Genomic DNA, 26,213 nt, shown 5'->3' on the forward strand with positions numbered 1-26,213 from the left:
GGCTCAGGTCACCCTTAACCAGCCGGCCCGGCGGCCGAAAAACCGCGTCTACGCTGGTCCTGTGTGGATCTGCGCCGACCGATAACAATTCGGCGCTACCACCTCCGATGGGAACGCACTTCGGCCAGGAGCAGGTCGCTGTGGGCCGAATCCCCTCCTGCGCTGCCCGAGCGTCAAATTCCAAAACGGACACAGGTCTGTTTCAGGGCAGTGTCGGGGCAGGGTTGGCGTGCCAAGCTGTCAGGCGATGCTCACCTATACCCAAGCCGTTGTTATCGGCGCACTGCAAGGCATAACCGAACTGTTCCCGATTTCCAGCCTCGGTCATTCCGTTTTGGTGCCCGCATGGCTGGGTGGGTCCTGGAACGAACTGGTCAGCCAGGGCGATTCCGATTCCGGCACACCGTATCTCGCGTTCGTGGTCGGGTTGCATGTGGCGACCGCGATCGCACTGCTGGTGTTCTATCGGCGCGACTGGGTCGATATCGTGGTCGGCTTCCTCACCACATTGCGTACTCGTCGGGTCGAGACTTCGACGCAGCGCCTGGCTTGGCTGGTGGTGCTGGCAACCGTGCCGGTCGGTGTGCTCGGGTTGCTGCTGGAGCATCCGCTGCGCACCTTATTCGCGAACCCCCTTGCGGCAGGCCTATTTCTGACGTTGAACGGAGTCGTGCTCGGCACCGGCGAGGTGATGCGTCGCCGCGGCCAGCCGACGCTATCGGATTACGGCCGCCGCTTCGCCGAGGCCGAGGCACGGGCCAAGGCCATCGAAGAGGGATATTTCGTCGCGACGGTGGAGGAGCCGACCGGCCTCGGCGACCTATCGATCAAAGACGCGTTGATCATCGGTGGCTCGCAGGCGGGCGCGCTGTTCGCGGGCATCAGCCGCTCCGGCATGACGATGATCGGCGGCCTGTTGCGCGGCTTGGACCATGAGGACGCGGCGAAATTCGCCTTCCTGCTTGCCACTCCGGTCATTCTGGCCGCTGGCGTGCTCGAGCTGCCCATGCTGGCCGGTCCGCAGGGCGATGGCATCCTCGGTCAGGTGCTGGTCGGATCGATCGTCGCCGGTGGTGCCGCGTATCTGGCTGTCCGATTCCTCGAGCGCTACTTCACATCGAATTCGCTACTGCCCTTCGCGGTGTACAGCCTCGTATTCGGGATCGCTTCGGTAGTCCACTTCCTCTGAACGGCAATACGACGAAGGCCGCCACCCCAATGGGGACGGCGGCCTTCGTGCGAGTCAGCGAATCAGGCGGTGACGCTTGCCTTCTCCAGGATCTCCCGCGCCAGCGCGGCGGTCTCGGACGGCGTCTTGCCGACCTTCACACCGGCGGCCTCGAGGGCATCCTTCTTCGCCTGGGCGGTACCGGCCGAACCGGACACGATGGCGCCCGCGTGGCCCATGGTCTTGCCCTCGGGCGCGGTGAAGCCCGCGACGTAGCCGACGACCGGCTTGGTGACATTGGCCTTGATGTAGGCCGCGGCCCGCTCCTCGGCGTCGCCGCCGATCTCACCGATCATCACGATCAGCTTGGTCTCCGGGTCCTTCTCGAACGCCTCGATGGCGTCGATGTGGGTGGTGCCGATGACCGGGTCGCCACCGATGCCGATGGCGGTGGAGAAGCCGAAGTCACGCAGTTCGTACATCATCTGGTAGGTCAGGGTGCCGGACTTCGACACCAGCCCGACCGGGCCCTTGCCGGTGATGTTGGCCGGGGTGATGCCGACCAGCGACTCACCGGGGGTGATGATGCCGGGGCAGTTCGGGCCGATGATCCGGGTCTTGTTGCCCTTCTCCACGTTGTAGGCCCATGCGTAGGCGGTGTCCTGCACCGGGATGCCCTCGGTGATGACCACGAGCAGCGGGATCTCCGCGTCGATGGCCTCGATGATGGCGTCCTTCGAGAACTTCGGCGGCACGAACGCGATGGACACGTCGGCGCCGGTCGCCTTGATGGCCTCTTCGACAGTGCCGAAGACCGGCAGCTCGACCGCGTTGCCGTCCTTGTCGGTGTGCGCGACGGTGGTGCCCGCCTTGCGCGCGTTGACCCCGCCCACGACCTGGGTGCCGGCCTTGAGCATCAGCGCGGTGTGCTTGGTGCCCTCACCGCCGGTGATGCCCTGGACGATGACCTTGGAATCCTTGTTGAGGAAGATAGACATTTCCGGTTTCCTTACTTGGCCGCTGCCAGTTCGGCGGCCTTGTCGGCGCCTTCGTCCATTGTCTGCGCAAGTGTGATCAGCGGATGCGCGGCATCGACGAGAATCTTGCGACCCTCGTCCACCTTGTTGCCGTCGAGACGGACGACCAGCGGCTTGTTCGCCTCGGCGCCAAGGATTTCCAGTGCCTTCACGATGCCGTTGGCGACCGCGTCACAGGCGGTGATCCCACCGAAAACATTGACGAACACGCTCTTGACCTGGGCATCACCCAGGATGACATCGAGGCCGGCGGCCATGACCTCGGCCGAGGCGCCACCACCGATGTCGAGGAAGTTGGCGGGCTTGACGCCGCCGTGGTTCTCACCCGCGTAGGCGACCACGTCGAGGGTGGACATGACCAGACCCGCGCCGTTGCCGATGATGCCGACCTCGCCGTCGAGCTTGACGTAGTTGAGGTCGTTCTCCTTGGCCTTGAGCTCCAAGGGATCGGTGGCGTCCTTGTCCGCGAAGGCCTCGTGGTCCGCGTGGCGGAATTCGGCGTTCTCGTCCAGGGTCACCTTGCCGTCGAGCGCGAGGATCTCATTGTCGGGGGTGCGGACCAGCGGGTTGACCTCCACCAGGGTGGCGTCCTCGCCGACGAACACCTCCCAGAGCTTCTGGATGGTCACGGCCGCGGCATCGAGCACGTCGGCGGGCAGGTGGCCCTGCTCGGCGATCGAGCGGGCGAATGCGAGGTCGACACCCTTGACGGCGTCGACGGGCACCTTGGCGAGGCGCTCGGGCTTGGTCGCGGCGACCTCTTCGATCTCCATACCGCCTTCGACCGAGCACATGGCCAGGTAGGTGCGGTTGGAGCGGTCGAGCAGGAAGGAGATGTAGTACTCCTCCGCGATGTCCTTGGCTTCGGCGACAAGGATCTTCTTGGTGATATGGCCCTTGATATCCAGGCCGATGATGTTCTGCGCGTGCGTGAACGCGTCGTCCGGAGTGGCGGCGAACTTGACGCCACCCGCCTTGCCGCGGCCACCGGCCTTCACCTGAGCCTTGATCATCACCGGCTTGCCGATTTCGTCCGCGATGGCGCGGGCGTCCTCGGCCGTGTCCGTGACGCGGCCCTCGGACGAAGGCACTCCGTGCTTAACGAAGAGCTCCTTCGCCTGATATTCGAAGAGATCCATGTACTCACCGTCTCGTCTGCGTTGTGATGACAACGTCTTTGTTGGCGGCCCGACGTCGGAAGCGGGTCGGGTCGGACTTTAACCAGTCACATGGAGGGCCAAACGGCCACATTCATCCTAAGTGGCGCAGGTCACGGGCTGTTGCCCAGGGCGGGAAAATGCCTGGCCAAGGCTACTCGCCAGTAGGTTGCTGACGGCGCGCCAGGTAGAGCCACCGAACCGGTTGACCGAGGGCCTTCTACTACGGTTCGTCGTCGCTCAGCCTCACCCGCGTGCCCCGATCGCAGTGAGTTATTCCGGTGCGTTACCGTGATCAATCTCACATGTTTGGATTGATCGCACGTAGCGCTTGCGGACCTCGCAATCGTTTCGTTACCGTCATTGCGGTCGATGTCACAACACGGTCACGACTAGGAGGACGGCAAGCTTTGACGCAGCACAGCGCTCCGCATACGGAGAGCCGCTCCTTAACGCCTCTGAGCAGGCAGTTCGACACCGTGATCGCTCACTCGACGATGATGATGTGGCACCACCGATGAACCATCGCTCTACCTTCGCAACCGAAAATCGCGCTCGCTCCGGACAGCGTTACCGGCCCGATGACGATGAGTCGTTCGGTGGACATTCCAATGCTGCGGTAAATCCTTTCGGAACTTCGTCACGGCGTGCCGGTGGACATCAGTACCCGGCCAGTGGACACGAGGACAGCTCGTTGAGTGCGAATGATTCTTGGGCACAGTCCGATTCCGCTTGGGGGCAGTCGCGGGCCGACTCGTCGCCGCAAGTTGATTCGTGGGAGCAGTCGCAGGCTTGGTCGCACGGCGATTCCTGGTCCGACGGCGGTGCGTGGGCGTCCGAAAATTCTTGGACTCCCGAAAGCAACGAGACCTGGGATGCCGACTCCGAGGCGTCATGGACGCCGGAGGCGGACGGGTCTTGGAACGCCGAGGAGTCCTGGGATGGCGACGGATCGTGGGATGGTCAGTGCTCTCCCTGGGAGTCCGAGGAGCCGGAAGGTCCGGCCCGCCCCACTGTGATCCCGGGCCGCCGCGCGAACCGCGGTAATGGTGGCGCACATCGGATGCCCGCGCCCCCCGCTTCGCTCAAGGGCCGCGCCGCGGTCGTCGCCGTTGCCGCTGGTGCGGTGGTCGCCGCCGGACAGGCAGCTTTCGCCTCGCCCGAACAGCCTTCGCAGGCCGTCGATTATGAGGCCGCCGGACAGATTCACGAAATCGCGGCGCAGTCGGTCAGTGTGGCCGATCCGAATACTTCGCCGGATTCGCCTCAGGTGCTGAATGTTTCGGCCCCGACGAATCTCAGTCAGTTCGGCGACATGCTGCAAAAAGGGCAGAAGTTCGCCGACGATATGGCGGCGCAGGAAGCCTCGAAACTCCGCCCGCTGTTCACCAAGTTCGCCGCGGGTAATTTCACCTCCGGATTCGGTGCTCGCTGGGGTGTACAGCATCTCGGCATCGATATCGCGGGCCCGATCGGCACACCCATCTACGCCGTCGCCGACGCCACCGTGGTCGAAGCTGGTCCGGCATCCGGTTTCGGCATGTGGGTGCGACTGCTGCACGACGACGGAACCATCACCATCTACGGCCACATCGACACCGCCACGGTGTCGGCGGGGCAGCGCGTGCTGGCCGGTGATCAGATCGCCACCATCGGCAACCGCGGTTTCTCCACCGGTCCGCACTGCCATTTCGAGGTGTGGTTGAACGGGGTCGACAAGGTCGATCCGTTGCCGTGGTTGGCTACTCGCGGTATCAGCTTGGGTCCACAGCGCGACTGAGTGCTCCACCGCTGGACAGCGGGATATGGGCACGAACGCATCGCGGCTAGCGGTCGGCGGGGCGTAAAAAAAGCCGGCGGCATTCGCTTCGATGCTTCTCCATGCGTTCGGCTCCAAATTCGAAGTGCAGCAATCGGATTCATTGAACGACTGGTTGCGGGACCGCAATCGATCCGTTACCGTCGGTGGAGCCGTTCCCCTTCACTAGTTGTGCCCTGAGGATGTAGATCTCGATGCGCGTTGCGAACACCCCGAGCGCCCTGCACGACACTCGAAGACCAGGAACTTTCGAACTTTCCTCGCGTTCAGGACAATTCGGGCATGCCAGTGGTTCAATGCGGTTGCAGCGATGACACGAGAGTGGCTCTCGGGCTCCGATGAGCGAGGAGTGCCAGTTCAGCAATACCTAGATAATTCTTGGCAATCTTCAGGACAGTCCAGCGGCGTCGAATCTCCGAAGCTGAATGATCCAGGGTCGCAAGCGAATTCGCCGTTCGATAGTGGTAGTCAGGGCTCCCCCGGGGGCCGGAATTACGCTGCGGAGCAGGGCGACGCGTGGCAGAGCTACGGCGGCGGTCAGGATTACGGCTCGAGCCAGGGTTACGACACAGGCCAGGGTTACGACACGGGCCAGGGTTACGACACAGGCCAGGGTTACGGCTCAGGCCACGATCAGAGTGCTGGCCAGATTTACGTCGCAAACCGGGATCATGACGATAGTGCGGTTTACAGCGGGGGCAACGGCAACTGGCACGGCTTCGGAAGCTGGCACGGGTTCGGCGACGGCCGCGATGAGAGCTTGGACTGGAACGGCCCCGCTGTCCAGGAAAATGGCGAACGCCCGGATTATGCCGCAGGCCAGGACTACAACGCGGGCATGGATTACGGCGACAGCCTGGTTTACAGCACGGACAATGCCGACTGGCACGCGTTGCCCAATGGCCGCGATCAGGGCGTGGACTGGCACGAATACGGGCCGCAGAATCCGGGCGAAATCCAGAGCGACGGCACTCGCAGGGCTTCCTTCGACGCAAGCCAGGATTACGGCCACAGCCTGGACCACAGCGCGGGCGCCCGGCGCGAGTTCGGCGACGGTCATGACGAGAGCCTGGGCTGGAACGGCGCCGCTAGCCAGGATTACGGCACAAGCCGGGGCTACGGCACAAGCCAAGAACACGACGCCCGCCACGATTACAGCCACAGCCTGATCGACAGCCCAGGCAATCGCAGTTGGCACGAACTCGGCGATAACCGCGATCAAGACTTGAATTGGGACCGGAACTACGACGCAGGCCAGGCTCAGGGCATCGTGCTGAGCCACCCAAACCAGGAATACAGCGCAAGCCGAAACGACAGCGCAAGCCGAAACGACGGCACAAGCCAAGACCACTGCGCACGCCAGGATTACGACGACAGTCTGGAATACGACGTACGCCTGAGCTACGGCGCAAGCCTGGGGCACGGCACGACTCCCGAGCACGACGCACGCCCAGCCAACGACGCACGCCCCGCCCACGACGCACGCCCCGCCCACGACGCACGCCCCGCGAACGACGCACGCCCGAGCCGCGACGCACGCCCAGCCAACGACGGACGCCCGAGCCGTGATGCAAGCCCGGGCCGCGACGCAGAGCAGAACTATGGCGTCGGCGCCGATGACGGCGACAGTCTGGATTACGGCCAGGGCGATGGTCGTTGGTACGGGTTCGATGAGCGCGTGGGCTGGGGTGGCGTTGCGCACGAGAATCGCGAGGATGCTCGCCGCGACAAGTCGCGGGATGGTGGTGCGGCTTCAGGTGGTCGCGATTTCGGCGGTGCTCGGGATGTCGAGCGGTTGGCGGGGACAGGGCGGGTAGGTGCTGCTGTCGATTCGGTGGGGCGGCCGAAGCGGCGAGGTGCGCATCGGGTGCCTGTGCCGCCGCGGGCGTTGAAGGGGCGGGCCGCGGTTATCGCGGTGGCGGCGGGGGCGATTGTTGCCGCTGGGCAGAATTTGGCGGCGGGTGGTGAGAAGTCGCCGCCGACAGCCGAATTGCAGGCCGTCGGTCAGCAGCAGGCGTTGCAGCCGGTGAGTGGTGAGCTGCCGACGACACCGGAGTTGCTCGATACCGCGACACCGACGAATCTCGGGCAGTTCTCCGATGTGCTGGAGAACGGCGATAAGTTCGCGCAGGACTTGGAGGAGCAGGTGGAGGCGACGCTGCGGCCGCTGTTCACCAAGTTCGCCTCGGGCGCCTTCACTTCCGGATACGGCGCGCGCTGGGGCGTGCTGCATCCCGGTGTCGACATCGCCGCCCCGATCGGCACACCGATCTACGCGGTCGAGGACGGCACCGTCATCGACGCTGGACCGGCCGCCGGTTTCGGCATGTGGGTACGGATACGCGGCGACGACGGCACCGTCACGGTGTACGGCCACGTCAACACCACACTGGTCTCGGCAGGCCAGCACGTTCTCGCGGGCGACGAGATCGCGACCGTCGGCAATCGCGGCGAATCCACCGGTCCGCACTGCCACTTCGAGGTCTGGCTCAATGGCACCGACCGCATCGACCCGCTCCCCTGGCTCGCCACCCGCGGCATCAGCCTCGGCTCCGAACGCGACTGACCCGCCCTACCCAACCCCACAGCTGCTCACCATGCGCTGGCTGCGGCATCGGTCGACCCGAGAAGCCCACGCCAACAGCGCATGAGTGAACAGCTGACCAGTACGCCCGAACACTGCCATTCGCGTGTCCGCCTCGGCGGCGCCTCAGCCGTCGAACAGGCCGCCAACCCCCGGGCGGTCAGCGCAATGGGGATTATCGCTACTCATGGCAGCGACAAGCGCGGCGGTGCCAACGGCGGACGCATCCGCCTGCAGTTACGGCAGCACGGCGCTGGATGCCTCGCGCGGCGAACACAGCTACCGCTCCGGTGACGGTGAAGTGCTCGTCTGCGGCGGAACGGTCAGGCACTGAAGGCCGGGCTACGGCGCGGCGGAGATCGCCAGTCCGATCAAGCTCACGACCTTGACCACTTCCAAGCCCACATACCAGTAGTGCGCGTGGGAGCGCGGCACCTCGGCACCCGCGAGCACCCGATCCGAGCGACGAGTCAGCAGTGGACGGACCGCGAGGAGTTGGCTGGCAAGGACCGCGGCGGCGACACCGAGCCAGACCCGAACAGCACCACTGGGTGCGACTACCAGAGCCGCCACGACCAACAGCACGGCGAGGACAGTCTCCACGATATTCAGCGCACGAAATACCAGCCGTCCGATGCCGAGGCCGAGCGGCACGGTGATTCCCGGTGCCCGGAATTTCAGCGGCGCTTCCAGGAACGAGATGGCCAGCACCATGCCGAGCCACAGCATCGGAAGCATCCACAGCAGATATTGCGCGACGGTTTCCATGTCGCGCACGCTACCGACACCACCAACGATAGGTCAGGGTCGAAGGCCCTATCAGAGCTTGACGAGAGTTCGGCTGTATTGCGGTATGAGCCGGATCTTGCCCGCGGTGCCGAAGTCGATGGTGACGGTCGCCAGGGGCCCGAAGCCTTCGGCGGCCACCACACGGCCGAGGCCGTACTTGTCATCGCTGACTCGATCGCCAACCGCCAGTACCAGATTGGCATTGTTGCGGCTGGCGCCGCCGGGTGCGGGACGGCGTGGCCCGCGATCGTTGACACCCGGCCGTTGATTCCAGCCGTCGCGGGTCCAGTCATGTTCCAGGCCATCGTCGTCACCGCGGCGGCGGATACCGCGGGTGAGCGGCGAGCCCTTCGGCTCCAACCGCTTCCAGTCGACGAGGTGGGCCGGAATCTCTTGCAGAAATCGGGATTCCGGATTCGAGACCGGCTGTCCCCAACCGGAACGCACCACCGCGCGGGTGACGTAGAGCCGTTGCCGCGCCCTGGTGATGCCGACATAGGCGAGTCGGCGTTCCTCGGCCAGTTCGGTGGGATCGCCGAGCGCGCGCATATGCGGGAATTGGCCGTCCTCCCAGCCCGTCACGAAGACCACCGGGAATTCCAGGCCCTTGGCGGTGTGCAACGTCATCATGGTGACCACGCCGGACCCCTCCTCGGGCAGCTGGTCACTATCGGCCACCAGCGAGACACGCTCCAGGAAGGCGGCGAGTGAACCCGGATCGGGTTCGCCCTCGGCCACCTCCGGCACCAGCCCCTCTTGCCGGGCGGCCTCGGCATTGTTGTATGCCTCGGAGCTGAATTCCCGCGCGACGCTCACCAATTCGTTCAGGTTGTCGAGCCGCGCGCCGTCCTGCGGATCGTCGGAGCCCTCCAACTCGGCCCGGTAGCCGGTGCGGTCGAGTACCGCTTCGACCATATTGCCGAGGTCGGGGAAGTCCTGATCCGCCTGCGCACCGGCCGCCCGCACCTCGTCGAGCAGGTCGAGGAATCCGGCGATCGCGCGGTGCGCTCGCGTATTGAGCAGCGCGACTTTGCCATCGGCCGCATCGCGCAGTGCCTGGGCGAAACCGATGCCGCGCTGTTCGGCGTGCACCGCGACACAGGCCTCGGCCCGGTTGCCGATGCCGCGGCGTGGGGTATTGAGGATGCGGCGCAGGCTCACCGTGTCATCCGGATTGTCGAGCACGCGCAGGTACGCGACGATATCGCGCACCTCCTTGCGCTCGTAGAAGCGCACGCCGCCGACAACTTTGTAGGGCAGTCCCATGCGAATGAAGATTTCTTCCAGCGCACGGGAGTTGTTGTTGGTGCGGTAGAAGACCGCGACATCGCTGTAGTTGGCATCGCCCGCGTCCACCAGCCGGTCGATCTCGCGCGCCACGAACGAGGCCTCGTCGTGCTCATTGTCGGCGACATAGCCGGTGATCAGATCGCCTTCGCCGGAATCGGTCCACAACCGCTTGTCCCGGCGCTTCTCATTGCGCGATATCACCGCGTTGGCGGCGGACAGGATGTTCTGGGTGGAGCGGTAATTCTGTTCCAGCAGAATGGTTTCCGCATCCGGGAAGTCGCGCTCGAATTCCTCGATATTGCGGATGGTCGCGCCGCGGAAGGCATAGATGGACTGGTCCGCGTCACCGACCACGCACAGTTCGCTCGGCGCGACCGCGTCTTCGGCCTGCTCCTGCGCATGATGCCCGACCAACTCGCGGACCAGGATGTACTGGGCGTGGTTGGTGTCCTGGTACTCGTCGACCAGCACATGCCGGAACCGGCGGCGATAGTATTCGGCGACCTGCGGATGGTTCTGCAGCAGTGCTACCGTCTCGCCGATCAGGTCGTCGAAGTCGAGGGCGTTCGCCGACCGCAACCGGCGCTGATACTCGGTGTACACGCGGGAGACGAGTCCGGGCAGTTCGGTTTCGTCGGTTTCGGCATCGGCGGTGGCCTGCTCCGGGCCGATGAGCTCGTTCTTCAAATTCGAGATGGCGGTGGCCAGCAGTCGCGCCGAATATTTCTTGACGTCGATATCGAAGTCGCGGCTGATCATGGTGAGCAACCGCCGGGAATCGTCGGCGTCGTAGATGGAGAAATTCGAATTCATACCGGGCAGCAGCGCGGCCTGCATGCGCAGGATGCGCACGCAGCTGGAGTGGAAGGTCGAGACCCACATGTTGTTCGCACGGGGTCCGACCAGCCCGCTCACCCGCTCACGCATTTCGGCGGCAGCCTTATTGGTGAAGGTGATGGCCAGAATCTGGCCGGGGGTCACACCGCGGGCGGCCAGCAAATAGGCGATGCGCCGGGTGAGCACGGCGGTCTTGCCCGAACCCGCGCCCGCGACGATCAGCAGCGGCGCACCGGTGTGCACCACGGCGGCGCGCTGTTGCGGGTTGAGACCGTCGAGCAATCGCTCGGCCTCCTCGGCGCGACGTTGCTCACGTTCGGCGCGACGCTTTTCCTGTTCGACACGGTGCTTGTCGTCCACGACACGCCGCGACGCGTCATCGACGACCGAATGCGGGACTCCCGCCGCGGCGGGCACGGCAGAGTTGCCCATCTCCTCCGTGTGAGCAGCATCGACCTGCGGTTTCTGGGCTGAATCCGGGTGCCGAGTCCGCCCGGCCTGCGTCTTGGGAGCCACCGTGATGTCCATCGCCCATCCACGCTACCGGCGGGCACCGACAGAGATGAAGTCCCGGTCGACATCGGTGTCCATTCGGCCAACGGCTGATGAACCGCCCCGGGTCGACAGGGGCGTCGCATCGTGCGAGCCTTCTACGGAGATTCACAAAATGAAGTGTTTTGCATTGCTTCGGCCCCGTGGCAGACTGGCCAATATGACCTGCGCGACCGCCGCGAAGCATCCGATTCGGCTAACGGCCGGATACTGTGATCGCGGACTTTGTACCTGAGCGCGCTGCCTGGGGGGAGGATTGCAATACCTACCAGGTTTGTTTTGCACAGTGAAAGAACCGATCGGTAACGAGCTCGGCTCAACGGCCGATCCATGTTCTGACACGAGGAGATGAATGATGAGCACCCCCGCCACGACGACCGGGTCCGATTCGGCTCTGCCTCACACCGAGGCCGAGATCGACAAGCTCCGCAAGGAGATCGACCAGCTCGACGCGGAAATCCTGGCCGCCATCAAGCGCCGCACCGAGATCTCGCGGATCATCGGTCGCACGCGCATGGCCTCCGGCGGCCCCCGCCTCGTGCACAGTCGTGAGATGAAGGTGCTCGAGCGCTTCAGCGAACTCGGCCAGGAGGGCCACACCCTCGCCATGCTGTTGCTGCGCCTCGGTCGCGGCCGACTCGGCCACTGACTGTCTTCCGGCCGCCACTGGCGGCCCGGCCGAACTGAGCGACGTTCGCAAGATCGCCGCATTCCACAAGACCGCCCCGGGTGTATTTCACCCGGGGCGGTCGTTTCATGTCTGCGGGTCAGGTGAGGGCGATGTACTTGGTGGACAGGTACTCCTCGATACCCTCGATACCGCCTTCACGACCGAAGCCGGAGGCCTTGACGCCGCCGAAAGGTGCTGCGGGATCGGAGATCACGCCGCGGTTGATGCCGACCATGCCGGATTCGATGCCCTCGGCAATGCGCAGGGCGCGGTCGAGATCGCGGGTATAGACGTAGCTGACCAGGCCGAATTCGGTGTTGTTCGCGGCGGCCAGCCCCTCTTCCTCGGTTCCGAAGCCGACGACGGGTGCGACGGGGCCGAAGACCTCCTCGCGCAGGATCCGAGCATTCGCCGGGACCTCGCTGAGGATGGTCGCCGGGTAGAACCAGCCTGGCCCACCGGGCGCCTTGCCGCCGAGACGGACCCGCGCGCCCACCGCCACCGCGTCGTCTACCAATTCGCTGACGGTATTGAGCTGCTCTTCGTTGATCAGCGGGCCGAGCGTGGTGTTCGGGTCGGTGCCCGGTCCGAGGGTGACCGTATTCGACATCGCCTCGACGAGTTTGGTGGTGAACTCCTCCAACACACCGTTCTGCACGTGGAAGCGGTTGGCGGCCGTGCACGCCTCACCGCCATTGCGCAGTTTGGCCAGCATCGCGCCCTGTACGGCGGCGTCGATATCGGCATCGTCGAAGACCACGAACGGTGCGTTGCCGCCGAGCTCCATCGAGGTGCGCAACAGACCGTTCGCCGACTTCTCCACCAGCTTCTTGCCGACCTCGGTGGATCCGGTGAAGGTGAGCTTGCGCAGGCGCGGATCGTCGAGCAGCGGCTGAGTGACGGCGCCGGAACGGCTGGAGGTGATCACCGACAGCACCCCGTCCGGCAGGCCCGCTTCACTGCACAGTTTCGCCAGCGCCAACATGGTCAGTGGGGTCGCCGATGCGGGCTTGACGATCATCGTGCAGCCAGCGGCCAGCGCGGGTCCGATTTTGCGGGTGCCCATGGCGAGCGGGAAGTTCCACGGCGTAATGGCCAGACACGGCCCCACGGGCTGTTTGTGCACCATGATCCGCCCGGTGCCGGACGGCGCGTGCAGATAGCGTCCGTGTACCCGCACCGCCTCCTCACTGAACCAGCGGAAGAATTCGGCCCCGTAGCGCACCTCATTGCGGCTCTCCGGCAGCGCCTTGCCCATCTCCAGGGTCATCAGCAGCGCGAATTCCTCGGCGCGTGCGGTCAGCTGTTCGAAGACGCGCCGCAGGATCTCGCCGCGTTCACGCGACGGTGTCGCCGCCCATTCGGTCTGCACCGCGACGGCCGCGTCGAGCGCGCGCACGGCATCTTCCGGCGTGGCGTCGGCAACCTCGGTCAGCACCTGCCCGTCGGCCGGATTGTGCACCGGGAAGGTGGCGCCCCCGGTGGCGTCGACGGGACCGCCGATCCACAGCTGCGTCGGCACGGATTCGAGTAGTTCACGTTCGGACACCATGTACCCCAGCCTAAGCCGCGCGCTCGCACATCACCCTCGACTCATCGATCCAAAATCACCGAGCTTTTCGACCGGTCCGCACGCGCTCGCCACCGCCCTGTTCGAGCGGCACGCGAACCATCGACACGGGTAACCGTCAGGACAACATGGGCGAAAGTAGGTCGTCCTTGCCTGCGCGCCCGAACGAGTGCTTGTAACCTCGCGGACGTGAGCAGCGACATCACCGCATCGGCGGCCTGGCGGAAACTGCACGAGCACCACAGCGCCGTCGCCGGACGACATCTGCGTGAATTCTTCGCCGAGGATCCCGACCGCGGCCGCGAGTTGATCGTGCAAGTCGCAGACCTGCACATCGACTACAGCAAGCACCGCGTCAGCCGGGAAACCCTGCATCTGCTGGTCGAATTGGCGCATGAGGCCGGGGTGAGCGAGCGGCGTAATGCGATGTACCGCGGCGACCACATCAATACCTCGGAGAACCGTGCGGTCGAACATATCGCGCTGCGCCTGCCCGAGGGCGAGTCGCTCATCGTGGACGGTGCGGACGCGGGTGGCGAGGTACACGAGGTGCTGCGGCGGATGGGCGAATTCACCGACGCCGTGCGCTCGGGCGCCTGGCGCGGCGCGACCGGCGAACGCATCGAGACCGTGGTGAATATCGGCATCGGCGGTTCGGATCTCGGCCCGGATATGGTGCACCGCGCGCTGCGGCACTATGCCGATGCCGGGATCGGCGCCCGGTTCGTCTCGAATGTCGACCCGGCCGATCTGCTCGCGAAACTCGACGGACTCGATCCGGCCACCACACTGTTCATCGTTGCCTCCAAGACGTTTTCGACGCTGGAAACGCTGACCAATGCCACCGCCGCCCGGCGCTGGCTGGTCGCCGCGCTCGGTGAAGATGCGGTCGCCAAGCATTTCGTGGCCGTTTCGACGAATGCCGAGCGGGTCGCCGAATTCGGCATCGACACCGCGAATATGTTCGGTTTCTGGGATTGGGTGGGCGGCCGCTACTCGGTGGATTCGGCCATCGGCCTTTCGGTGATGGCGACCATCGGTAAGGAGCGCTTCGCCGAATTCCTGGCCGGAATGCACGCCGTCGACCGACATTTCGCGACCGAGCCGCTGGACCGGAACGGGCCGGTACTGCTCGGTCTGCTCGGCATCTGGTATTCGAACTTCTTCGGCGCGGAATCGCGGGCGGTACTGCCGTATGCGGATGATCTGGCGCGCTTCCCGGCCTATCTGCAGCAGCTGACCATGGAATCCAACGGCAAATCGGTGCGCGCCGACGGCACCCCGGTCACCACCTCGACCGGCGAAATCTTCTGGGGCGAACCGGGAACCAACGGCCAGCACGCCTTCTACCAGTTGCTACACCAAGGCACCCGGCTGATTCCGGCCGATTTCATCGGCTTCGCCCGTCCCACCGATGACCTGCCGACCCGCGACGGCACCGGCAGCATGCACGACATCCTGATGAGCAACCTGTTCGCGCAGACCAAGGTGCTCGCCTTCGGCAAGACCGCCGAGGAGATCGCGGCCGAGGGCGCCGATCCGAAGGTCGTGCCGCACAAGGTGATGCCGGGCAATCGGCCGAGCACGACGATTCTCGCGCCGCAACTGACACCGTCGGTGGTCGGCCAGTTGATCGCACTCTACGAACACCAGGTATTCGTCGAGGGCACCATCTGGGGCATCGACAGTTTCGACCAGTGGGGCGTGGAACTCGGCAAGCAGCAGGCACTGGAGCTGGCCCCCTTGCTGACGTCTCCGGACGAGCCGCAGCCGCAAGGGGACTCCTCCACCGACGCTCTGATCGGCTGGTATCGCGACAACCGGTGAGCATCAGCCCAGCGCTAGCGCCGTCTTGATCAGTGGCCGCATTCCGCACGGCGTGCGCGCGACCGGCGATTCGCCTGGCCCCGTGCACGCTAGGCAGCGTAGTAGCGGCCACCGCGCTGGCGCAGCACGAGGTCGGCACGGAGCCTGGTCTCGGCGATCAGGTCGGCATTGGGCAGATCGCTGTTGTGCACCTTGATCTTCGCGGCCTCGGGGGTGCGACCACCGCGAATGTGGCGGCGCAGCAGGCGTTGTTCGAGCACATCGCGGGTCACGTCCAGATACCAGACCTCGTCGAGGAGTTCGCGCGCGCCCGACCAGGCGCCGTCGGACAGCAGCAGATAGTTGCCCTCGGTAATGGCGATCTCCTGCCGATCGAAGACGACACCGGCCGGAGTCGGTTCCTCGATGGCGCGGTCGAAGGTCGGCCACGGCACCGGCTCGCCGAGTGGGGTATCGCGCAGGCGGCGCAGGGTTTCCAGGAAGGCGGCGACGTCGAAGGTGTGCGGTTCGCCCTTGCGCTCCAGATTCGCCGTCGCGCGCAGTACCGCGTTGGGCAGATGGAAGCCGTCCATCGGTGCGATCTCGGCGATTCGGTCACCGGCTCGGTGGTTCAGATCCTCGCGAATGGCCTTGGACAGCGTGGATTTACCCGCACCCGGCGGGCCCGCGATACCTAGCACGTACCGTCGGGCGCAACCCGCCGCCCGGATCCGCAGGTGCTCGACCAGCGAGCGCAACGGCATTTCGACGGAAGTCCGTGTCATCGAAATCACAGTACTCAGCCTGAGTCGGTCCGCCGCGAATTTGGGCGTGTGGCTATGTAAGTCGGCTATCGAAGTCGGTGCCGGACTTCGGCGGCGAGGTCGGCCGCGGCGTCGCGAAGTGCCTCGATGAAGACCTGTCCGGCCGAGTCCGCGCCGCGATGGACGACAGATGTCGTACGAATCGCGGCGGGATGGTCGATGCGGACCAATGCGATGCCCGGCGGCAGCACCGGGACCGCGATTCCGGGTACCACGGTGCTTCCCATACCGGCCGCGACCAGCCCGAGCTTGGCGAACCAGTCGCGGGCGACGAAGGCGATCTCCGGTTCCCCAGTGGCATCGCGCCATGCGCCGAGCAGGGTGCTGCTCACCTCGGCGCTGCCCGCGATCCAGCGCTCACCGCGCAGCTGTGCGGGCGTGACGCTGCTGTGGCCCGCGAGGGCATGGTCCGGTGGGACCGCGATGAGCAGTGGGTCGTCCAGGAGTGGCTCGATTTCGGTATCGGCAGGCAGGTTTCGCGTCTCGGTCACCACCGCCAGATCCAGCCTCCCCCGCGCCACAGCGGATACCAATCGCGGACTGGCTCCTTCGCGCAGCGGTACTCGCGCGAGTCGCGGGGCGGTGGCGGCGATAGCCCTCGGCACCAGTGCGGCCATGGCCGTCGAGAATGCGCCTACCCGGAGCGTGGCGGGCGGGCGCGCGGTGAGTTCGTCGAGTTCCTGCCGCGCGGAGCCGAGTCCGCCGAGCACCGTTTCGGCATGGCGCAGCAGGATCCGTCCGGCGTCGGTGGCCTGTACGCCGCGCGCGTGCCGCTCGAACAAGGCCCGGCCAGCCGCCTGCTCCATGAGGGCGATTTGCCGGGATACCGCCGATTGCGTGTAGCCCAGATTCTCCGCGGCGGTCGAGAACGATCCGCTCCGTGCGGCCTCCCGGACCACCCGCAATCCGACGATCGTGAACTCACCCATGCTATTTACTCATACCAAATATGCGAGAGTCTCGCTTGTCGCATATGTCGGCCGTACCTAGCGTCGTGGGTATGAGTAAGCGAAGCGAGCGAATTATCAACACGGCTGCCAATGCGGCCGAGCCGAGCGCCCGCGAGGTGTGGGCATGAGCGCAGCGGCGAACAAGAAACTGATCGAGCACATCTTCGACCAGATGGCCCAGGGCGATACCCGGGCGATGAGTGCGGCCATGGCCGAGGATTTCCGCTGGATCTTTCCGGGGAACTGGTCCTGGTCCGGCACCTGGGAGCCGAAAACGGTTGTGTTGAACGAACTTCTGCGGCCCCTGATGGCCCAGTTCACCGAGTACCGCAGCGCGGCCGACTTCGTGATCGCCGAAGACGACCGGGTCGTCGCCCAGGTCCGCGGGCACGGCATCACCGCCGACGGTGAGCCGTACGAGCAGACATACTGTTTCATCTTCCGGATCGCGAACGGTCGGCTCACCGAGGTGATCGAGCATTGCGATACCGCGCTGGTCGAGCGGGTACTCCAGCGTGTCGGTGGCTAGTTCGGGCGGGTGCCGCGGTAGAAGGTGACACGACCGAGGCGACGATGGCGCTGCGAGGCGACCACGGCACACTCGAAGCCGACGGCGCGCAGGAGTTGAGGGATGCCGTCGCCGAGGTGATCCTGGGTGTGGTGGGTGTGCAGCAGCATCCGGGCCATCAGGCCGTCGTCCGTGGTCACCTCGCCGCCGATATCGACGATGTGCAGGCTGCCGCCGGGGCGCAGTACGCGCAGCACCTCGGCCAGTGCGGCGGTTTTGATATCGGTATCGAGGTGGTGCAGCATCATCGATGACAGCACCCGGTCGAATTCATTGTCCGGATAGGGCAATTCCTGCGCGTAGGCGCGTTCGAAGCGGATTCCGTTCAACCCGTGTGCCTTTCGCTCGGCTCGGGCGAGCGCGAGCGGGTCGGGATCGGAGCCGATCACCTCCGCGGCAGGTTGGGTTCGTTTGGCTTTAAGGGTGAGATTGCCTGTGCCGCAACCTATTTCCAGTACACGATGGCCGGGTGTCAGTTCGGCCTGCGCGATCAGGGTTTCGTGGAGTTTGTCCATGCCGAGCAGGCGGGTGAGCAGATCGTAGGTGGGCAGCAGTGCGTCACGACCCGCCGCGGGCAGGTAGTCGTGCCGATTGCCCATGGCTTTGACTACGGAATGTGGATGATCTTTGGTCATGATTCTCATGGTGCCCGCAGATCCGAACGTATAATTGGGTGATTCTCGGCATGATTTGGACTATTTTCGGTGTCATGATCGAGGCTACCCGGATGGTCCGACACCGCCGTGGCGTTCCGGTGTACGACTATCGGAGCGATCAGGTCACGCCGCCGGTGTCACTGCTACGGTTCGATCGACATGCCGAACGCGGGCACCGTCCGCATATTCACAACTTTCCGGTGTTGCTGTATGTCCAGTCGGTCGGTGTGGTGTACGTCATCGCGGCAGGTCAGGTCATCGAGGCGGCGCCCCCGCATCGGTTCGAAGGTGCAGTAGGGGTGTTCTTCGATCCCGCGGCACTCGGTGATGCCGGGCGGGCGCCCTGGCCCGCGTGGCGGGCGCATCCGTTGTTGTTCCCGTTCTTGCACGAGCATTCGGGTGGGGTGCTGGAGTTGGCGGTCCCGGTGGACCGAAGACCCTTGTGGGACAGCGCGATTGCCGCTATCGAGGCCGAGCTGGCACAGCGGCAGGAGGGATATCGCCAAGCGGCGTCGGCACATCTGACGCTCCTGCTCATCGACCTCGCGCGGCTGGCCGCCGATGTGGTTGGTGATCTGCGGCGCAGCGGTGAGCCGTTGCTCGCCGAGGTCTTCGACGTGATAGACCAGCGGCACACCGCGCCGCTGTCGTTGCGCGACGTGGCGGATGCGGTCGGCATGACGCCGGGGCATCTGACCACTGTGGTGCGCCGCCGCACCGGACGCACAGTGCAGGCGTGGATTACCGAGCGGCGAATGACCGAGGCGCGCCGTCTCTTGGCCGAGACGGACCTGCCGGTGGGCGAGATTGCCCGACGGGTCGGAATTCCGGACGCGGGCTATTTCACCCGCTTGTTCCGACGCAACAACGACCTGTCACCGCGACAGTGGCGCGCCCAGCCCGCGTCCCTCGCACGCTGACGCGGGGGGCCGCAGCGGGCTGGCACGAGCGCAGGCACCCTGTAGGGGGCTGACGCGAGCGCCACAACGGCCGACACCAGCACTCACAGCGCGCTGACGAGGGCGCGTGTAGCCCGTAGCGCGCTGCAGCACCGTCGTCGGTGCCCATACGGATGACCGGGAGCGGCCGGGGTCAGGTGAGGGCGCGGGCGATGATGTCGGTGGTGTTCACGCCGGTGGGGAGGGTACCGAAGGCGATGCCCCAGTCGTCGCCGAGGCGGGTGGCGCAGAAGGCGTCCGCTACAGCGGGGTGGCCGTGGCGGACCAGTTGCGCGCCCTGCAAGACCAAGGCCATGAGTTCGACGACGCGGCGGGCGCGGTATTCGATTTCGTCGAGGTCGGATAGTTCCTTGCCGAGGCGGGCGATGGCATCGTCGAGGCGGGGGTCGGCGCCTGCGGCGAGGGAGACTTCGTTGAAGAAGGCCTCCACGGTTTCGGGCTGTCGACCCATGGCGCGCAAGGCATCCAGCGCCGCGACATTGCCGGAGCCTTCCCAGATGGACATGAGCGGGGCCTCGCGGTAGAGCCGTGGCATACCGGATTCCTCGGCATAACCATTGCCGCCGAAACATTCCAGGGCCTCGGCCGCATGCGCGGGGGCGCGCTTGCACACCCAATACTTGGTGACCGCCAAGGCGATTCGGCGCAGCGCGGCTTCGGCGGGATCGGTGCCCGCGCGGTCGGTCGCCCCGGCCAGACGCATCATGACCGTGGTGGCGGCGTCGGATTCGATCACCAGATCGGCGAGCACATTGCGCATCGCGGGTTGGTCGATCAGCTTGGCCCCGAATGCTTCTCGGTACCGCGCATGGTGGGCGGCGTAGACGGCGCCGACACGCATGCCGGTGGCGGAGCCGATGACGCAGTCCAGGCGGGTCATATTGACCATTTCGATGATGGTCTTGACGCCCGCCCCTTCCGCGCCGACGAGCCAGCCGGTGGCGTTCTCGTATTCGATCTCCGAGGACGCGTTCGACTTGTTGCCGAGCTTGTCCTTGAGGCGTTGGATCCGGATGGGGTTGCGGGTGTCGTCCGGGAGGACGCGTGGCAGCAGGAAGCAGGACAAGCCGCCGGGTGCCTGGGCCAGCGTGAGGAACATATCCGACATGGGGGCCGAGGTGAACCACTTGTGGCCCACGATGCGGTAGGTGCCATCGGGTTGCGGTGTGGCGGTAGTGGTATTGGCGCGGACGTCGGAGCCACCCTGCTTCTCCGTCATCGACATGCCCGCGATCAGACCCGCCTTGGTCGACGGTTCGCGCAGGCCGAAATCGTAAGTGCGGGAACCGAGTAGCGGTTCGTACTTGGCCGCGAGTTCCGAATTGTGGCGCAGCGCGGGCACGACGGCATAGGTCATCGAGATCGGACACATGTGCCCGGCGTCGGCCACACCCCAGGTGTAGAACTTGGCCGCGCGAGCGACATGGGTGCCTGGCCGGTCGTCGAGCCAGGGCGAGCCGTGGAGTCCGTGCGCGACAGCGACTTTCATCAGCTCGTGCCAGTACGGATGGAATTCGACCTCGTCGATGCGATTGCCGTAGCGGTCGTGCGTGTGCAGGACGGGCGGGTACTCGTTGGCGAGGCGGCCCCACTGCTGCGCTTCGAATCCGCCTGCGAGCGTGCCGAGTTCGCGCACTTCCGGTTCGGCCCAGCCCGCGCCTTCGCGGTGCAGTCCCTCGAGCAGGGCGGGGTTGCGTGCGACATCGAAGGGCACGATATCGGGAACCTGGTTGAAGACTTCATGCGTCGGCATCGGACACTCCTGAGTCGGATTCATCGCGCACACCGAGTGCGCGTAACGCGAAACTGATGAGTTCGGGCACAACGGCTTCGCTGTGCGGTGCGTCGGCCAGCGGGCCGACCAGGACCTCGCCGATCGCGCCGACGAGCGCGGCCGCGCTGGTCTTGGCATCCTGCGCGGGCAGTTCACCACGCGAAACACCTTCCGCGACAGCGGATTCGAAGGCTTCGGCGAAGGCACGGCGGAAACGCAGACGCTCGGTGTCGACCACGGTATCGACGGGTTCGACGAGCAGGACGTAGGCGAGTTTCGGATTCTTCAGCGCCCGGCCCGCGAAGGTCTCCACCGCCGCGGTGACCCGCTCCACGGCGGTTCCGGCGGCACTCGCGGAGACCACCGCCGCCACCTCGTGTGCGACCACCTTCCGGAATACCGCGCTCACCAGGTCTGCCTTGCCGCTGAAGTTCTTATAGACCGTCCCGGTCGCCACGCCGGCCTCGGCGGCGACGGCTGCCATGGATAGTCCGGCATAGCCCGCGCGAGACAGCACCTTGGTCGCAGCCTGCACGATCAGACCCGCCTGGGCATCGAGGCGGGCCTGCACAGCAGGGGTTCTGCGGTAGGCCATACAAGAAGTGAACCACAAATTCATTTCTTCACACAAGGGTACTTCCGACGGCGTATGGTCGTGCTCGTGACTGTGCGAATCGAACGCAATGGGCCCGTGACCACTGTGATCCTGCACCGCCCCGAGGCACGCAACGCCGTCGATGGTCCGACCGCCGCGGCCCTGGTCGACGCATTCCGCGAATTCGACGCCGATCGGGATGCGGCGGTCGCTGTGCTGTGGGGTGAGGGCGGCACCTTCTGCGCGGGCGCGGACCTGAAGGCGCTGGGCACCGAGCGCTCCAATCGGGTCACCGAGGACGGTGACGGCCCGATGGGACCAACCCGAATGCGGCTGTCCAAACCGGTGATCGCCGCGGTCTCGGGATATGCGGTCGCGGGTGGACTGGAGCTGGCCCTGTGGTGCGATATGCGAGTTGCCGAGCAGGACAGCGCGTTCGGCGTGTTCTGTCGCCGCTGGGGTGTGCCGCTGATCGACGGTGGCACGATTCGGTTGCCGCGCATTATCGGCACCGGCCGTGCGATGGATATGGTGCTCACCGGTCGCGCCGTCGCCGCCACGGAGGCATTACAGATCGGGCTGATCAATCGGGTCGTGCCGAATGGCGAATCCCGTAGCGCCGCCGAACAACTCGCCGCCGAACTGGCCGCACTGCCGCAGACCTGTCTGCGCTCGGACCGCATGTCGCTGCTGGAGCAGGACGGTATGGACGAGGAGGCGGCACTGCTCAATGAATACCGACACGGTCTGAAGGCTCTGGCCGACGGAGCGCTGGACGGCGCGCAACGGTTCGCCGCCGGTGCGGGCCGTCACGGTACGCGTACCTGACAATGGCGCCTGGCCGACGCTCGAGCGTCGTCGACGACATCTTCCTGCGCACGCATCGCGGGCTGGGCACCCCGATCGCGCTCCAGGGTCTGTGGCGCACCGCCGATCGCGTCGAGCCGGAGTTACTGCGGCAGGTACACGCGGCACTGCGGGTCGGACCGTTGGGGCGCAGGGTGATTCGTCCTCGGGTGCCGGGTGCACGTCGTAGTTGGCGAGCGAACATTAGGGCGCATCCGCTCGAGTTCACCGACGGCACGATCGCCGCTGGGGACCTGCTCGGTTGGGCCGACCAGCAGGGCGTGGACCTCGATCCCGAATACGGTCCAGGGTGGCGATTGTCCACCGCGGCCTTGGATGACGGTGGATCGATTGTGTCGCTGACCTGCTCACACGCGCTCGCTGACGGGAGAGCCCTTGTGCTGGCGGTCGATGATGCGCTGGGCGGCTCGGGCTCGACCACATCGCCGGTGCGGGGAATGCGTCCTCCGGATGCCTGGTCACGTAACCGGGCAGCCCGAGATCCAGTATCGGATTGGTCCGACGCTTGGCGACAGTGGTCGATTGTTGTGCGCGGCACGTTCGGCGCGCTTCGTCACGGGATTCCTGAACGTCCCGCCCGGACGACATCGACTCGCGAAGCTGGGTTGTCGACCCGTGAACGCAGGTCGATCGCCGGACGCGAAAGTGTGGATAGCGCGTCGACCTTCGGCGTCGTACTGCAGTGTCCAGCTTCGGAGTGGGAGTCGGCAGCTGCGGCGCAGGGCGGTACTGCCAATAGTCTCTTCATCACGCTGATCGCGAAGATGTTGTGGGCCAGTGGGTTTCCCGGTGAAACGATCGATGCCAGCCTTCCGGTCGACACCCGCGCCGAGCCGCGCGTCGACAATGACCTCGCGATGACCGAGATCACCATCGAGCGCACCGATACTCCGGCCGCCATTCGCGAGAAAGCCCGAATCGCCTACGAGCGGCGCATGTCCAGCCCCGGCGGGATGCCGGAGGAACTGCTGCAGGTGATTCCGGACCGCTGGGCCTATGCCTTGTCCAAGGGTGCCGGTGAACGAGACATCCTGTGCTCCAACATCGGAACACTTCCCGACTCCCTGCGCACCCTCGGCCCACACCGCTGCATCGGCGTCGCCGCCCGCGCCATCCACCCAGGCCTCACCGCGGACCGCCTCCCTCGCACCCGACTATCCGGCTATCTCTGCCGCATCGCGGACACCTACACCCTCGCCATCGTCAGCCTCGCCCACATCGATACCCCCGAAACCCTCCACACCCTGGCACACGAAACCGCAACCGCCCTCGGCCTCCCGATCACACTCTGGTGACCGCCGACCCCGAAGTCCCGCATATCCCTTGACTACCTCCAGCCTTCGAGAGTGATACACGTCACTGGATAGTGCTGTCAGGAATTCGGGGGCTGTCTCGTTCAGGAAGCACGCGAACCAGACAGGAGCGAACCATGAAGCACCGCATCGTCGTCCTCGGGGCCGGATACGCCGGAGCCTTCTCCGCCGGGTACCTGGCCCGCCAACTCCACCACGACGACTTCGAGATCACCGTGGTCAACGCCGCACCCGATTTCGTCGAGCGGCTGCGCCTGCATCAGCTCGCCGCCGGGCGGGATCTGCGGCACCGGCCGCTGGCGGAGGTCTTCGCGGGCACCGGCATCCGGTTGCGACTGGCGCGGGTAACCAATGTCGACGTCGAGCACCGGACTGTCACAGTCGCCGACGACGAGGGGGTCGACCGGCTCGAATACGACACCCTCCTCTACGCGCTCGGCAGCACCGCCGCCGACCACGGCGTCGCGGGCGTCGACGAGCACGCCTTCCCCGTGGCGGCGCGGCCGTCCGCGCTGCGCCTACGCGCACGCCTGGATGAGCTGGGCGAGGGCGGGAAGGTGCTGGTAGTCGGCGGTAACCTGACCGCGATCGAGGCCGCCACCGAGATCGCCGAATTCCGTCCAGAACTTCGGGTCAGCCTCGCCACCAGCGGCGAACTGGGCGGCTGGCTGGGCACGAAGGCCCGCCGTCACCTTCTGCGTGCCTTCGATCGTTTCGGTATCACTGTGCACGAGCACACCACCATCGAGCGCCTCGAGGAGGCGGCGGCGCTCGCCGCCGACGGCACCGCTTTCGCCTCCGACGCGACCGTATGGGCCGCCGGCTTCGCCCTCCACCCGATTGCCGCCGCCAGCGGCCTCGAGGTGGCACCCAACGGCCAGATCACGGTCGATCGTCAGATGCGGTCGGTCTCGCACCCGGATGTCTACGTTGCCGGTGACAGTGCCTTCGTCATCGGCGACAACGGTCGGCCCCTGCCGATGTCCTGCGCTTCCGCGGGGTATACCGGCATGCAGGCGACGGCCGCGATCGTCGGGGACCGGACCGGACGCAAGATCAAGGCGACCGCGCTGACATACTTCGGCAACCACATCAGCCTCGGACGCGAGGACGGGATCTTCCAGCTGGTCGACGGTGACGCTCGGTCGAAGTCCGGGGCCCTGTGCGGACGGTCGGCGGCGCACGTCAAGTCGGCAATCGTGGCGGCCAGCGGCTGGGCCATCAGCCACCCGACCTTCGGCAGGCCGACTCACAAGTACCGCTTGGCCACCACCCGAGAACACTCGGCCGACGTGGTCGCCGCATAGGGTCGGGCTCATGGACACTGCCACCGTGGCGCGTTTCGAGGCCAGCCGGAATCGGCTGGCCTCGCTCGCCTACCGTCTGCTCGGCTCGGCCGCCGACGCCGAGGACACGGTGCAGGACGCGTTCCTGCGGTGGCAGTCCGCCGACCGGGAGTACGTCGAGGTGCCCGAGGCATGGCTGACCAAGATCGTCACCAACCTGGCGCTAGACCGGCTCCGTTCGGCGAAGGTGCGGCGCGAACGCGCGGTCGGCGCCTGGATGCCCGAACCGCTCCTCGACGGCGACCCGATGCTGGGCCCGGCCGATACCGTCGAGCAGCGCGAATCGGTGACCCTGGCGGTGCTGACGCTGATGGAGCGTTTGTCACCGGTCGAACGGGCCGTTTATGTGCTGCGCGAGGCCTTTGCGTACAGCCACGCCGAGATAGCCGAGATTCTCGGCATCACCGAGTCCGCGAGTCAGCAACATGCCCACCGAGCCCGGCGTCGAATCGCCGCCGCTGGCAACGGCACTGACATCGACCATGCCTCCGCGCGTCGAATTGTCGAGGCGTTCGTCGACGCCGCCTCCTCGGGCCGGACCGAACGGCTGGTCGCGCTGCTGACCGACGATGCGACCGGCGTTTCCGACAGCGCCGGGCTGGGGCTGGCCGGGAAGCTGATCCGGTACGCGACCCCGGAGCGGATCGCCAGCGCCGTGCGGGCCGGCTTCAAACCGTCTCCGGCCAAGCGGCGACTCGCCGGTGGCTCGCCCTCGATCCATGCCGTCGTGGTCAACGGCTGCCCGGCCATGCTCGCCACGCTCGACGACCGGGTCGCGGGCGTCGTGGTCCTGGAGATCCGTGACGACAAGATCGCAGGTGTGCGCGGCATCGCCGCCCCAGACCGTCTCGGTCGCCTCACCGAGGAATGGCAGCGGCGCGAGCATGATGCACCACTGATCGAATCGTGGTAACCGGCTGTCCGACAGTCGATCTCGGTTCGACTGCCAATTCTCGTCGAACTATTCGGCGAGCACCACGGCTCGGCCGTGGGTGGCGGTGAGCAGAATGACGTGGTCCTCGCGCCAGTTCGCGGAGGTGACCAATCGAGTGCCGTGTGGCGTTCACCTCGGTTGTCGAGTC

The 26,213-nt window shown here is 65.9% G+C and carries 22 protein-coding genes; 12 read left to right on the forward strand and 10 right to left on the reverse strand.

Annotated features, from left to right (window positions below; translation table 11 throughout):
• The first annotated feature begins 247 nt into the window (after positions 1 to 247).
• Positions 248 to 1,189: an undecaprenyl-diphosphate phosphatase gene (locus ACQP2U_RS36970; RefSeq protein WP_433711789.1), complete on the forward strand. Its 942-nt coding sequence runs from the start codon at positions 248 to 250 to the stop codon at positions 1,187 to 1,189.
• 62 nt (positions 1,190 to 1,251) lie between these two features.
• Here the strand turns inward: ACQP2U_RS36970 and sucD are convergent, their stop codons facing one another.
• Both sucD and sucC read right to left on the reverse strand, forming a co-directional pair.
• Positions 1,252 to 2,166 (reverse strand): succinate--CoA ligase subunit alpha, encoded by a 915-nt coding sequence (gene sucD / locus ACQP2U_RS36975; protein WP_433628498.1) that lies wholly within the window; start codon positions 2,164 to 2,166, stop codon positions 1,252 to 1,254.
• Between the two features lie 11 nt (positions 2,167 to 2,177).
• Positions 2,178 to 3,344, reverse strand: a complete 1,167-nt coding sequence (gene sucC, locus ACQP2U_RS36980; RefSeq protein WP_433711790.1) for an ADP-forming succinate--CoA ligase subunit beta — start codon at positions 3,342 to 3,344, stop codon at positions 2,178 to 2,180.
• A gap of 712 nt (positions 3,345 to 4,056) precedes the next feature.
• Between sucC and ACQP2U_RS36985 the strand changes: the two genes are divergently transcribed.
• From ACQP2U_RS36985 to ACQP2U_RS36995, 3 genes are all read left to right on the forward strand, one after another.
• Positions 4,057 to 5,142: a M23 family metallopeptidase gene (locus tag ACQP2U_RS36985; protein ID WP_433711792.1), complete on the forward strand. Its 1,086-nt coding sequence runs from the start codon at positions 4,057 to 4,059 to the stop codon at positions 5,140 to 5,142.
• 799 nt (positions 5,143 to 5,941) lie between these two features.
• On the forward strand, positions 5,942 to 7,747 hold the full coding sequence (locus ACQP2U_RS36990) for a peptidoglycan DD-metalloendopeptidase family protein (protein ID WP_433711793.1): 1,806 nt from the start codon (positions 5,942 to 5,944) through the stop codon (positions 7,745 to 7,747).
• Positions 7,748 to 7,952: 205 nt separating this feature from the next.
• On the forward strand, positions 7,953 to 8,099 hold the full coding sequence (locus ACQP2U_RS36995) for a hypothetical protein (RefSeq protein ID WP_433711795.1): 147 nt from the start codon (positions 7,953 to 7,955) through the stop codon (positions 8,097 to 8,099).
• Positions 8,100 to 8,107: 8 nt separating this feature from the next.
• Here the strand turns inward: ACQP2U_RS36995 and ACQP2U_RS37000 are convergent, their stop codons facing one another.
• On the reverse strand, positions 8,108 to 8,533 hold the full coding sequence (locus tag ACQP2U_RS37000; RefSeq protein WP_433711796.1) for a hypothetical protein: 426 nt from the start codon (positions 8,531 to 8,533) through the stop codon (positions 8,108 to 8,110).
• 51 nt (positions 8,534 to 8,584) lie between these two features.
• A complete protein-coding gene (gene pcrA / locus ACQP2U_RS37005) occupies positions 8,585 to 11,209 on the reverse strand; it encodes a DNA helicase PcrA (protein ID WP_433711798.1) in 2,625 nt (874 codons plus the stop codon).
• A 379-nt stretch (positions 11,210 to 11,588) separates the two neighbouring features.
• Between pcrA and ACQP2U_RS37010 the strand changes: the two genes are divergently transcribed.
• Positions 11,589 to 11,882 (forward strand): chorismate mutase, encoded by a 294-nt coding sequence (locus ACQP2U_RS37010; protein WP_327093861.1) that lies wholly within the window; start codon positions 11,589 to 11,591, stop codon positions 11,880 to 11,882.
• A 118-nt stretch (positions 11,883 to 12,000) separates the two neighbouring features.
• Here ACQP2U_RS37010 and ACQP2U_RS37015 read toward each other — a convergent pair whose 3' ends face one another.
• On the reverse strand, positions 12,001 to 13,455 hold the full coding sequence (locus tag ACQP2U_RS37015; RefSeq protein ID WP_433711799.1) for an NAD-dependent succinate-semialdehyde dehydrogenase: 1,455 nt from the start codon (positions 13,453 to 13,455) through the stop codon (positions 12,001 to 12,003).
• Between the two features lie 207 nt (positions 13,456 to 13,662).
• Between ACQP2U_RS37015 and pgi the strand changes: the two genes are divergently transcribed.
• Positions 13,663 to 15,300: a glucose-6-phosphate isomerase gene (gene pgi / locus ACQP2U_RS37020; RefSeq protein ID WP_433711800.1), complete on the forward strand. Its 1,638-nt coding sequence runs from the start codon at positions 13,663 to 13,665 to the stop codon at positions 15,298 to 15,300.
• Positions 15,301 to 15,389: 89 nt separating this feature from the next.
• Here pgi and ACQP2U_RS37025 read toward each other — a convergent pair whose 3' ends face one another.
• On the reverse strand, positions 15,390 to 16,064 hold the full coding sequence (locus ACQP2U_RS37025; RefSeq protein ID WP_433711801.1) for a nucleoside/nucleotide kinase family protein: 675 nt from the start codon (positions 16,062 to 16,064) through the stop codon (positions 15,390 to 15,392).
• Between the two features lie 65 nt (positions 16,065 to 16,129).
• Positions 16,130 to 17,032, reverse strand: coding sequence for a LysR family transcriptional regulator (locus ACQP2U_RS37030; RefSeq protein WP_433711802.1), 903 nt, complete (start codon positions 17,030 to 17,032; stop codon positions 16,130 to 16,132).
• 145 nt (positions 17,033 to 17,177) lie between these two features.
• Here ACQP2U_RS37030 and ACQP2U_RS37035 point away from each other — a divergent pair, with 145 nt between their 5' ends.
• Positions 17,178 to 17,582: a nuclear transport factor 2 family protein gene (locus ACQP2U_RS37035; protein ID WP_433711803.1), complete on the forward strand. Its 405-nt coding sequence runs from the start codon at positions 17,178 to 17,180 to the stop codon at positions 17,580 to 17,582.
• Here ACQP2U_RS37035 and ACQP2U_RS37040 read toward each other — a convergent pair.
• Complete coding sequence (locus ACQP2U_RS37040) at positions 17,579 to 18,256, reverse strand: class I SAM-dependent methyltransferase (RefSeq protein WP_433711804.1); 678 nt, start codon at positions 18,254 to 18,256, stop codon at positions 17,579 to 17,581. The genes ACQP2U_RS37035 and ACQP2U_RS37040 overlap by 4 nt on opposite strands.
• 74 nt (positions 18,257 to 18,330) lie before the next feature.
• Here ACQP2U_RS37040 and ACQP2U_RS37045 point away from each other — a divergent pair, with 74 nt between their 5' ends.
• The gene (locus ACQP2U_RS37045; RefSeq protein WP_397037337.1) at positions 18,331 to 19,197 is read left to right on the forward strand and encodes a helix-turn-helix transcriptional regulator; all 867 of its coding nucleotides are present in this window, start codon (positions 18,331 to 18,333) and stop codon (positions 19,195 to 19,197) included.
• 172 nt (positions 19,198 to 19,369) lie between these two features.
• Here ACQP2U_RS37045 and ACQP2U_RS37050 read toward each other — a convergent pair whose 3' ends face one another.
• Positions 19,370 to 20,989 carry an acyl-CoA dehydrogenase family protein gene (locus ACQP2U_RS37050; protein WP_433711805.1) on the reverse strand — a complete coding sequence of 540 codons (1,620 nt, stop codon included), beginning with the start codon at positions 20,987 to 20,989 and terminating at the stop codon, positions 19,370 to 19,372.
• Positions 20,976 to 21,605, reverse strand: a complete 630-nt coding sequence (locus tag ACQP2U_RS37055) for a TetR/AcrR family transcriptional regulator (RefSeq protein WP_397037340.1) — start codon at positions 21,603 to 21,605, stop codon at positions 20,976 to 20,978. Before ACQP2U_RS37055 ends, ACQP2U_RS37050 begins: the two co-directional genes overlap by 14 nt.
• Positions 21,606 to 21,671: 66 nt before the next feature.
• Between ACQP2U_RS37055 and ACQP2U_RS37060 the strand changes: the two genes are divergently transcribed.
• The 4 genes from ACQP2U_RS37060 (at position 21,672) to ACQP2U_RS37075 (ending at position 26,044) form a co-directional block, all read left to right on the forward strand.
• Complete coding sequence (locus ACQP2U_RS37060) at positions 21,672 to 22,433, forward strand: crotonase/enoyl-CoA hydratase family protein (RefSeq protein ID WP_433711806.1); 762 nt, start codon at positions 21,672 to 21,674, stop codon at positions 22,431 to 22,433.
• A 2-nt stretch (positions 22,434 to 22,435) separates the two neighbouring features.
• A complete protein-coding gene (locus tag ACQP2U_RS37065) occupies positions 22,436 to 23,767 on the forward strand; it encodes a hypothetical protein (protein WP_433711807.1) in 1,332 nt (443 codons plus the stop codon).
• 134 nt (positions 23,768 to 23,901) lie between these two features.
• Positions 23,902 to 25,092, forward strand: a complete 1,191-nt coding sequence (locus tag ACQP2U_RS37070; RefSeq protein ID WP_433711808.1) for an NAD(P)/FAD-dependent oxidoreductase — start codon at positions 23,902 to 23,904, stop codon at positions 25,090 to 25,092.
• Between the two features lie 10 nt (positions 25,093 to 25,102).
• Positions 25,103 to 26,044 carry a sigma-70 family RNA polymerase sigma factor gene (locus tag ACQP2U_RS37075; RefSeq protein WP_433711809.1) on the forward strand — a complete coding sequence of 314 codons (942 nt, stop codon included), beginning with the start codon at positions 25,103 to 25,105 and terminating at the stop codon, positions 26,042 to 26,044.
• The last annotated feature ends 169 nt before the right edge of the window (positions 26,045 to 26,213 follow it).

This window comes from Nocardia sp. CA-084685 (assembly GCF_050955785.1).
In the GTDB taxonomy this organism is placed as follows: Bacteria; Actinomycetota; Actinomycetes; order Mycobacteriales; family Mycobacteriaceae; genus Nocardia.

Coding starts and splice junctions, on each gene's coding strand:
- ACQP2U_RS36970 (WP_433711789.1), top strand. CDS start 248: ATGCTCACCTATACCCAAGCCGTTGTTATCGGCGCACTGCAAGGCATA.
- sucD (WP_433628498.1), bottom strand. CDS start 2,166: ATGTCTATCTTCCTCAACAAGGATTCCAAGGTCATCGTCCAGGGCATC.
- sucC (WP_433711790.1), bottom strand. CDS start 3,344: ATGGATCTCTTCGAATATCAGGCGAAGGAGCTCTTCGTTAAGCACGGA.
- ACQP2U_RS36995 (WP_433711795.1), top strand. CDS start 7,953: ATGGCAGCGACAAGCGCGGCGGTGCCAACGGCGGACGCATCCGCCTGC.
- ACQP2U_RS37000 (WP_433711796.1), bottom strand. CDS start 8,533: ATGGAAACCGTCGCGCAATATCTGCTGTGGATGCTTCCGATGCTGTGG.
- pcrA (WP_433711798.1), bottom strand. CDS start 11,209: ATGGACATCACGGTGGCTCCCAAGACGCAGGCCGGGCGGACTCGGCAC.
- ACQP2U_RS37010 (WP_327093861.1), top strand. CDS start 11,589: ATGAGCACCCCCGCCACGACGACCGGGTCCGATTCGGCTCTGCCTCAC.
- ACQP2U_RS37015 (WP_433711799.1), bottom strand. CDS start 13,455: ATGGTGTCCGAACGTGAACTACTCGAATCCGTGCCGACGCAGCTGTGG.
- ACQP2U_RS37025 (WP_433711801.1), bottom strand. CDS start 16,064: ATGACACGGACTTCCGTCGAAATGCCGTTGCGCTCGCTGGTCGAGCAC.
- ACQP2U_RS37030 (WP_433711802.1), bottom strand. CDS start 17,032: ATGGGTGAGTTCACGATCGTCGGATTGCGGGTGGTCCGGGAGGCCGCA.
- ACQP2U_RS37035 (WP_433711803.1), top strand. CDS start 17,178: ATGAGCGCAGCGGCGAACAAGAAACTGATCGAGCACATCTTCGACCAG.
- ACQP2U_RS37040 (WP_433711804.1), bottom strand. CDS start 18,256: ATGACCAAAGATCATCCACATTCCGTAGTCAAAGCCATGGGCAATCGG.
- ACQP2U_RS37045 (WP_397037337.1), top strand. CDS start 18,331: ATGATCGAGGCTACCCGGATGGTCCGACACCGCCGTGGCGTTCCGGTG.
- ACQP2U_RS37050 (WP_433711805.1), bottom strand. CDS start 20,989: ATGCCGACGCATGAAGTCTTCAACCAGGTTCCCGATATCGTGCCCTTC.
- ACQP2U_RS37055 (WP_397037340.1), bottom strand. CDS start 21,605: ATGGCCTACCGCAGAACCCCTGCTGTGCAGGCCCGCCTCGATGCCCAG.
- ACQP2U_RS37065 (WP_433711807.1), top strand. CDS start 22,436: ATGGCGCCTGGCCGACGCTCGAGCGTCGTCGACGACATCTTCCTGCGC.
- ACQP2U_RS37070 (WP_433711808.1), top strand. CDS start 23,902: ATGAAGCACCGCATCGTCGTCCTCGGGGCCGGATACGCCGGAGCCTTC.
- ACQP2U_RS37075 (WP_433711809.1), top strand. CDS start 25,103: ATGGACACTGCCACCGTGGCGCGTTTCGAGGCCAGCCGGAATCGGCTG.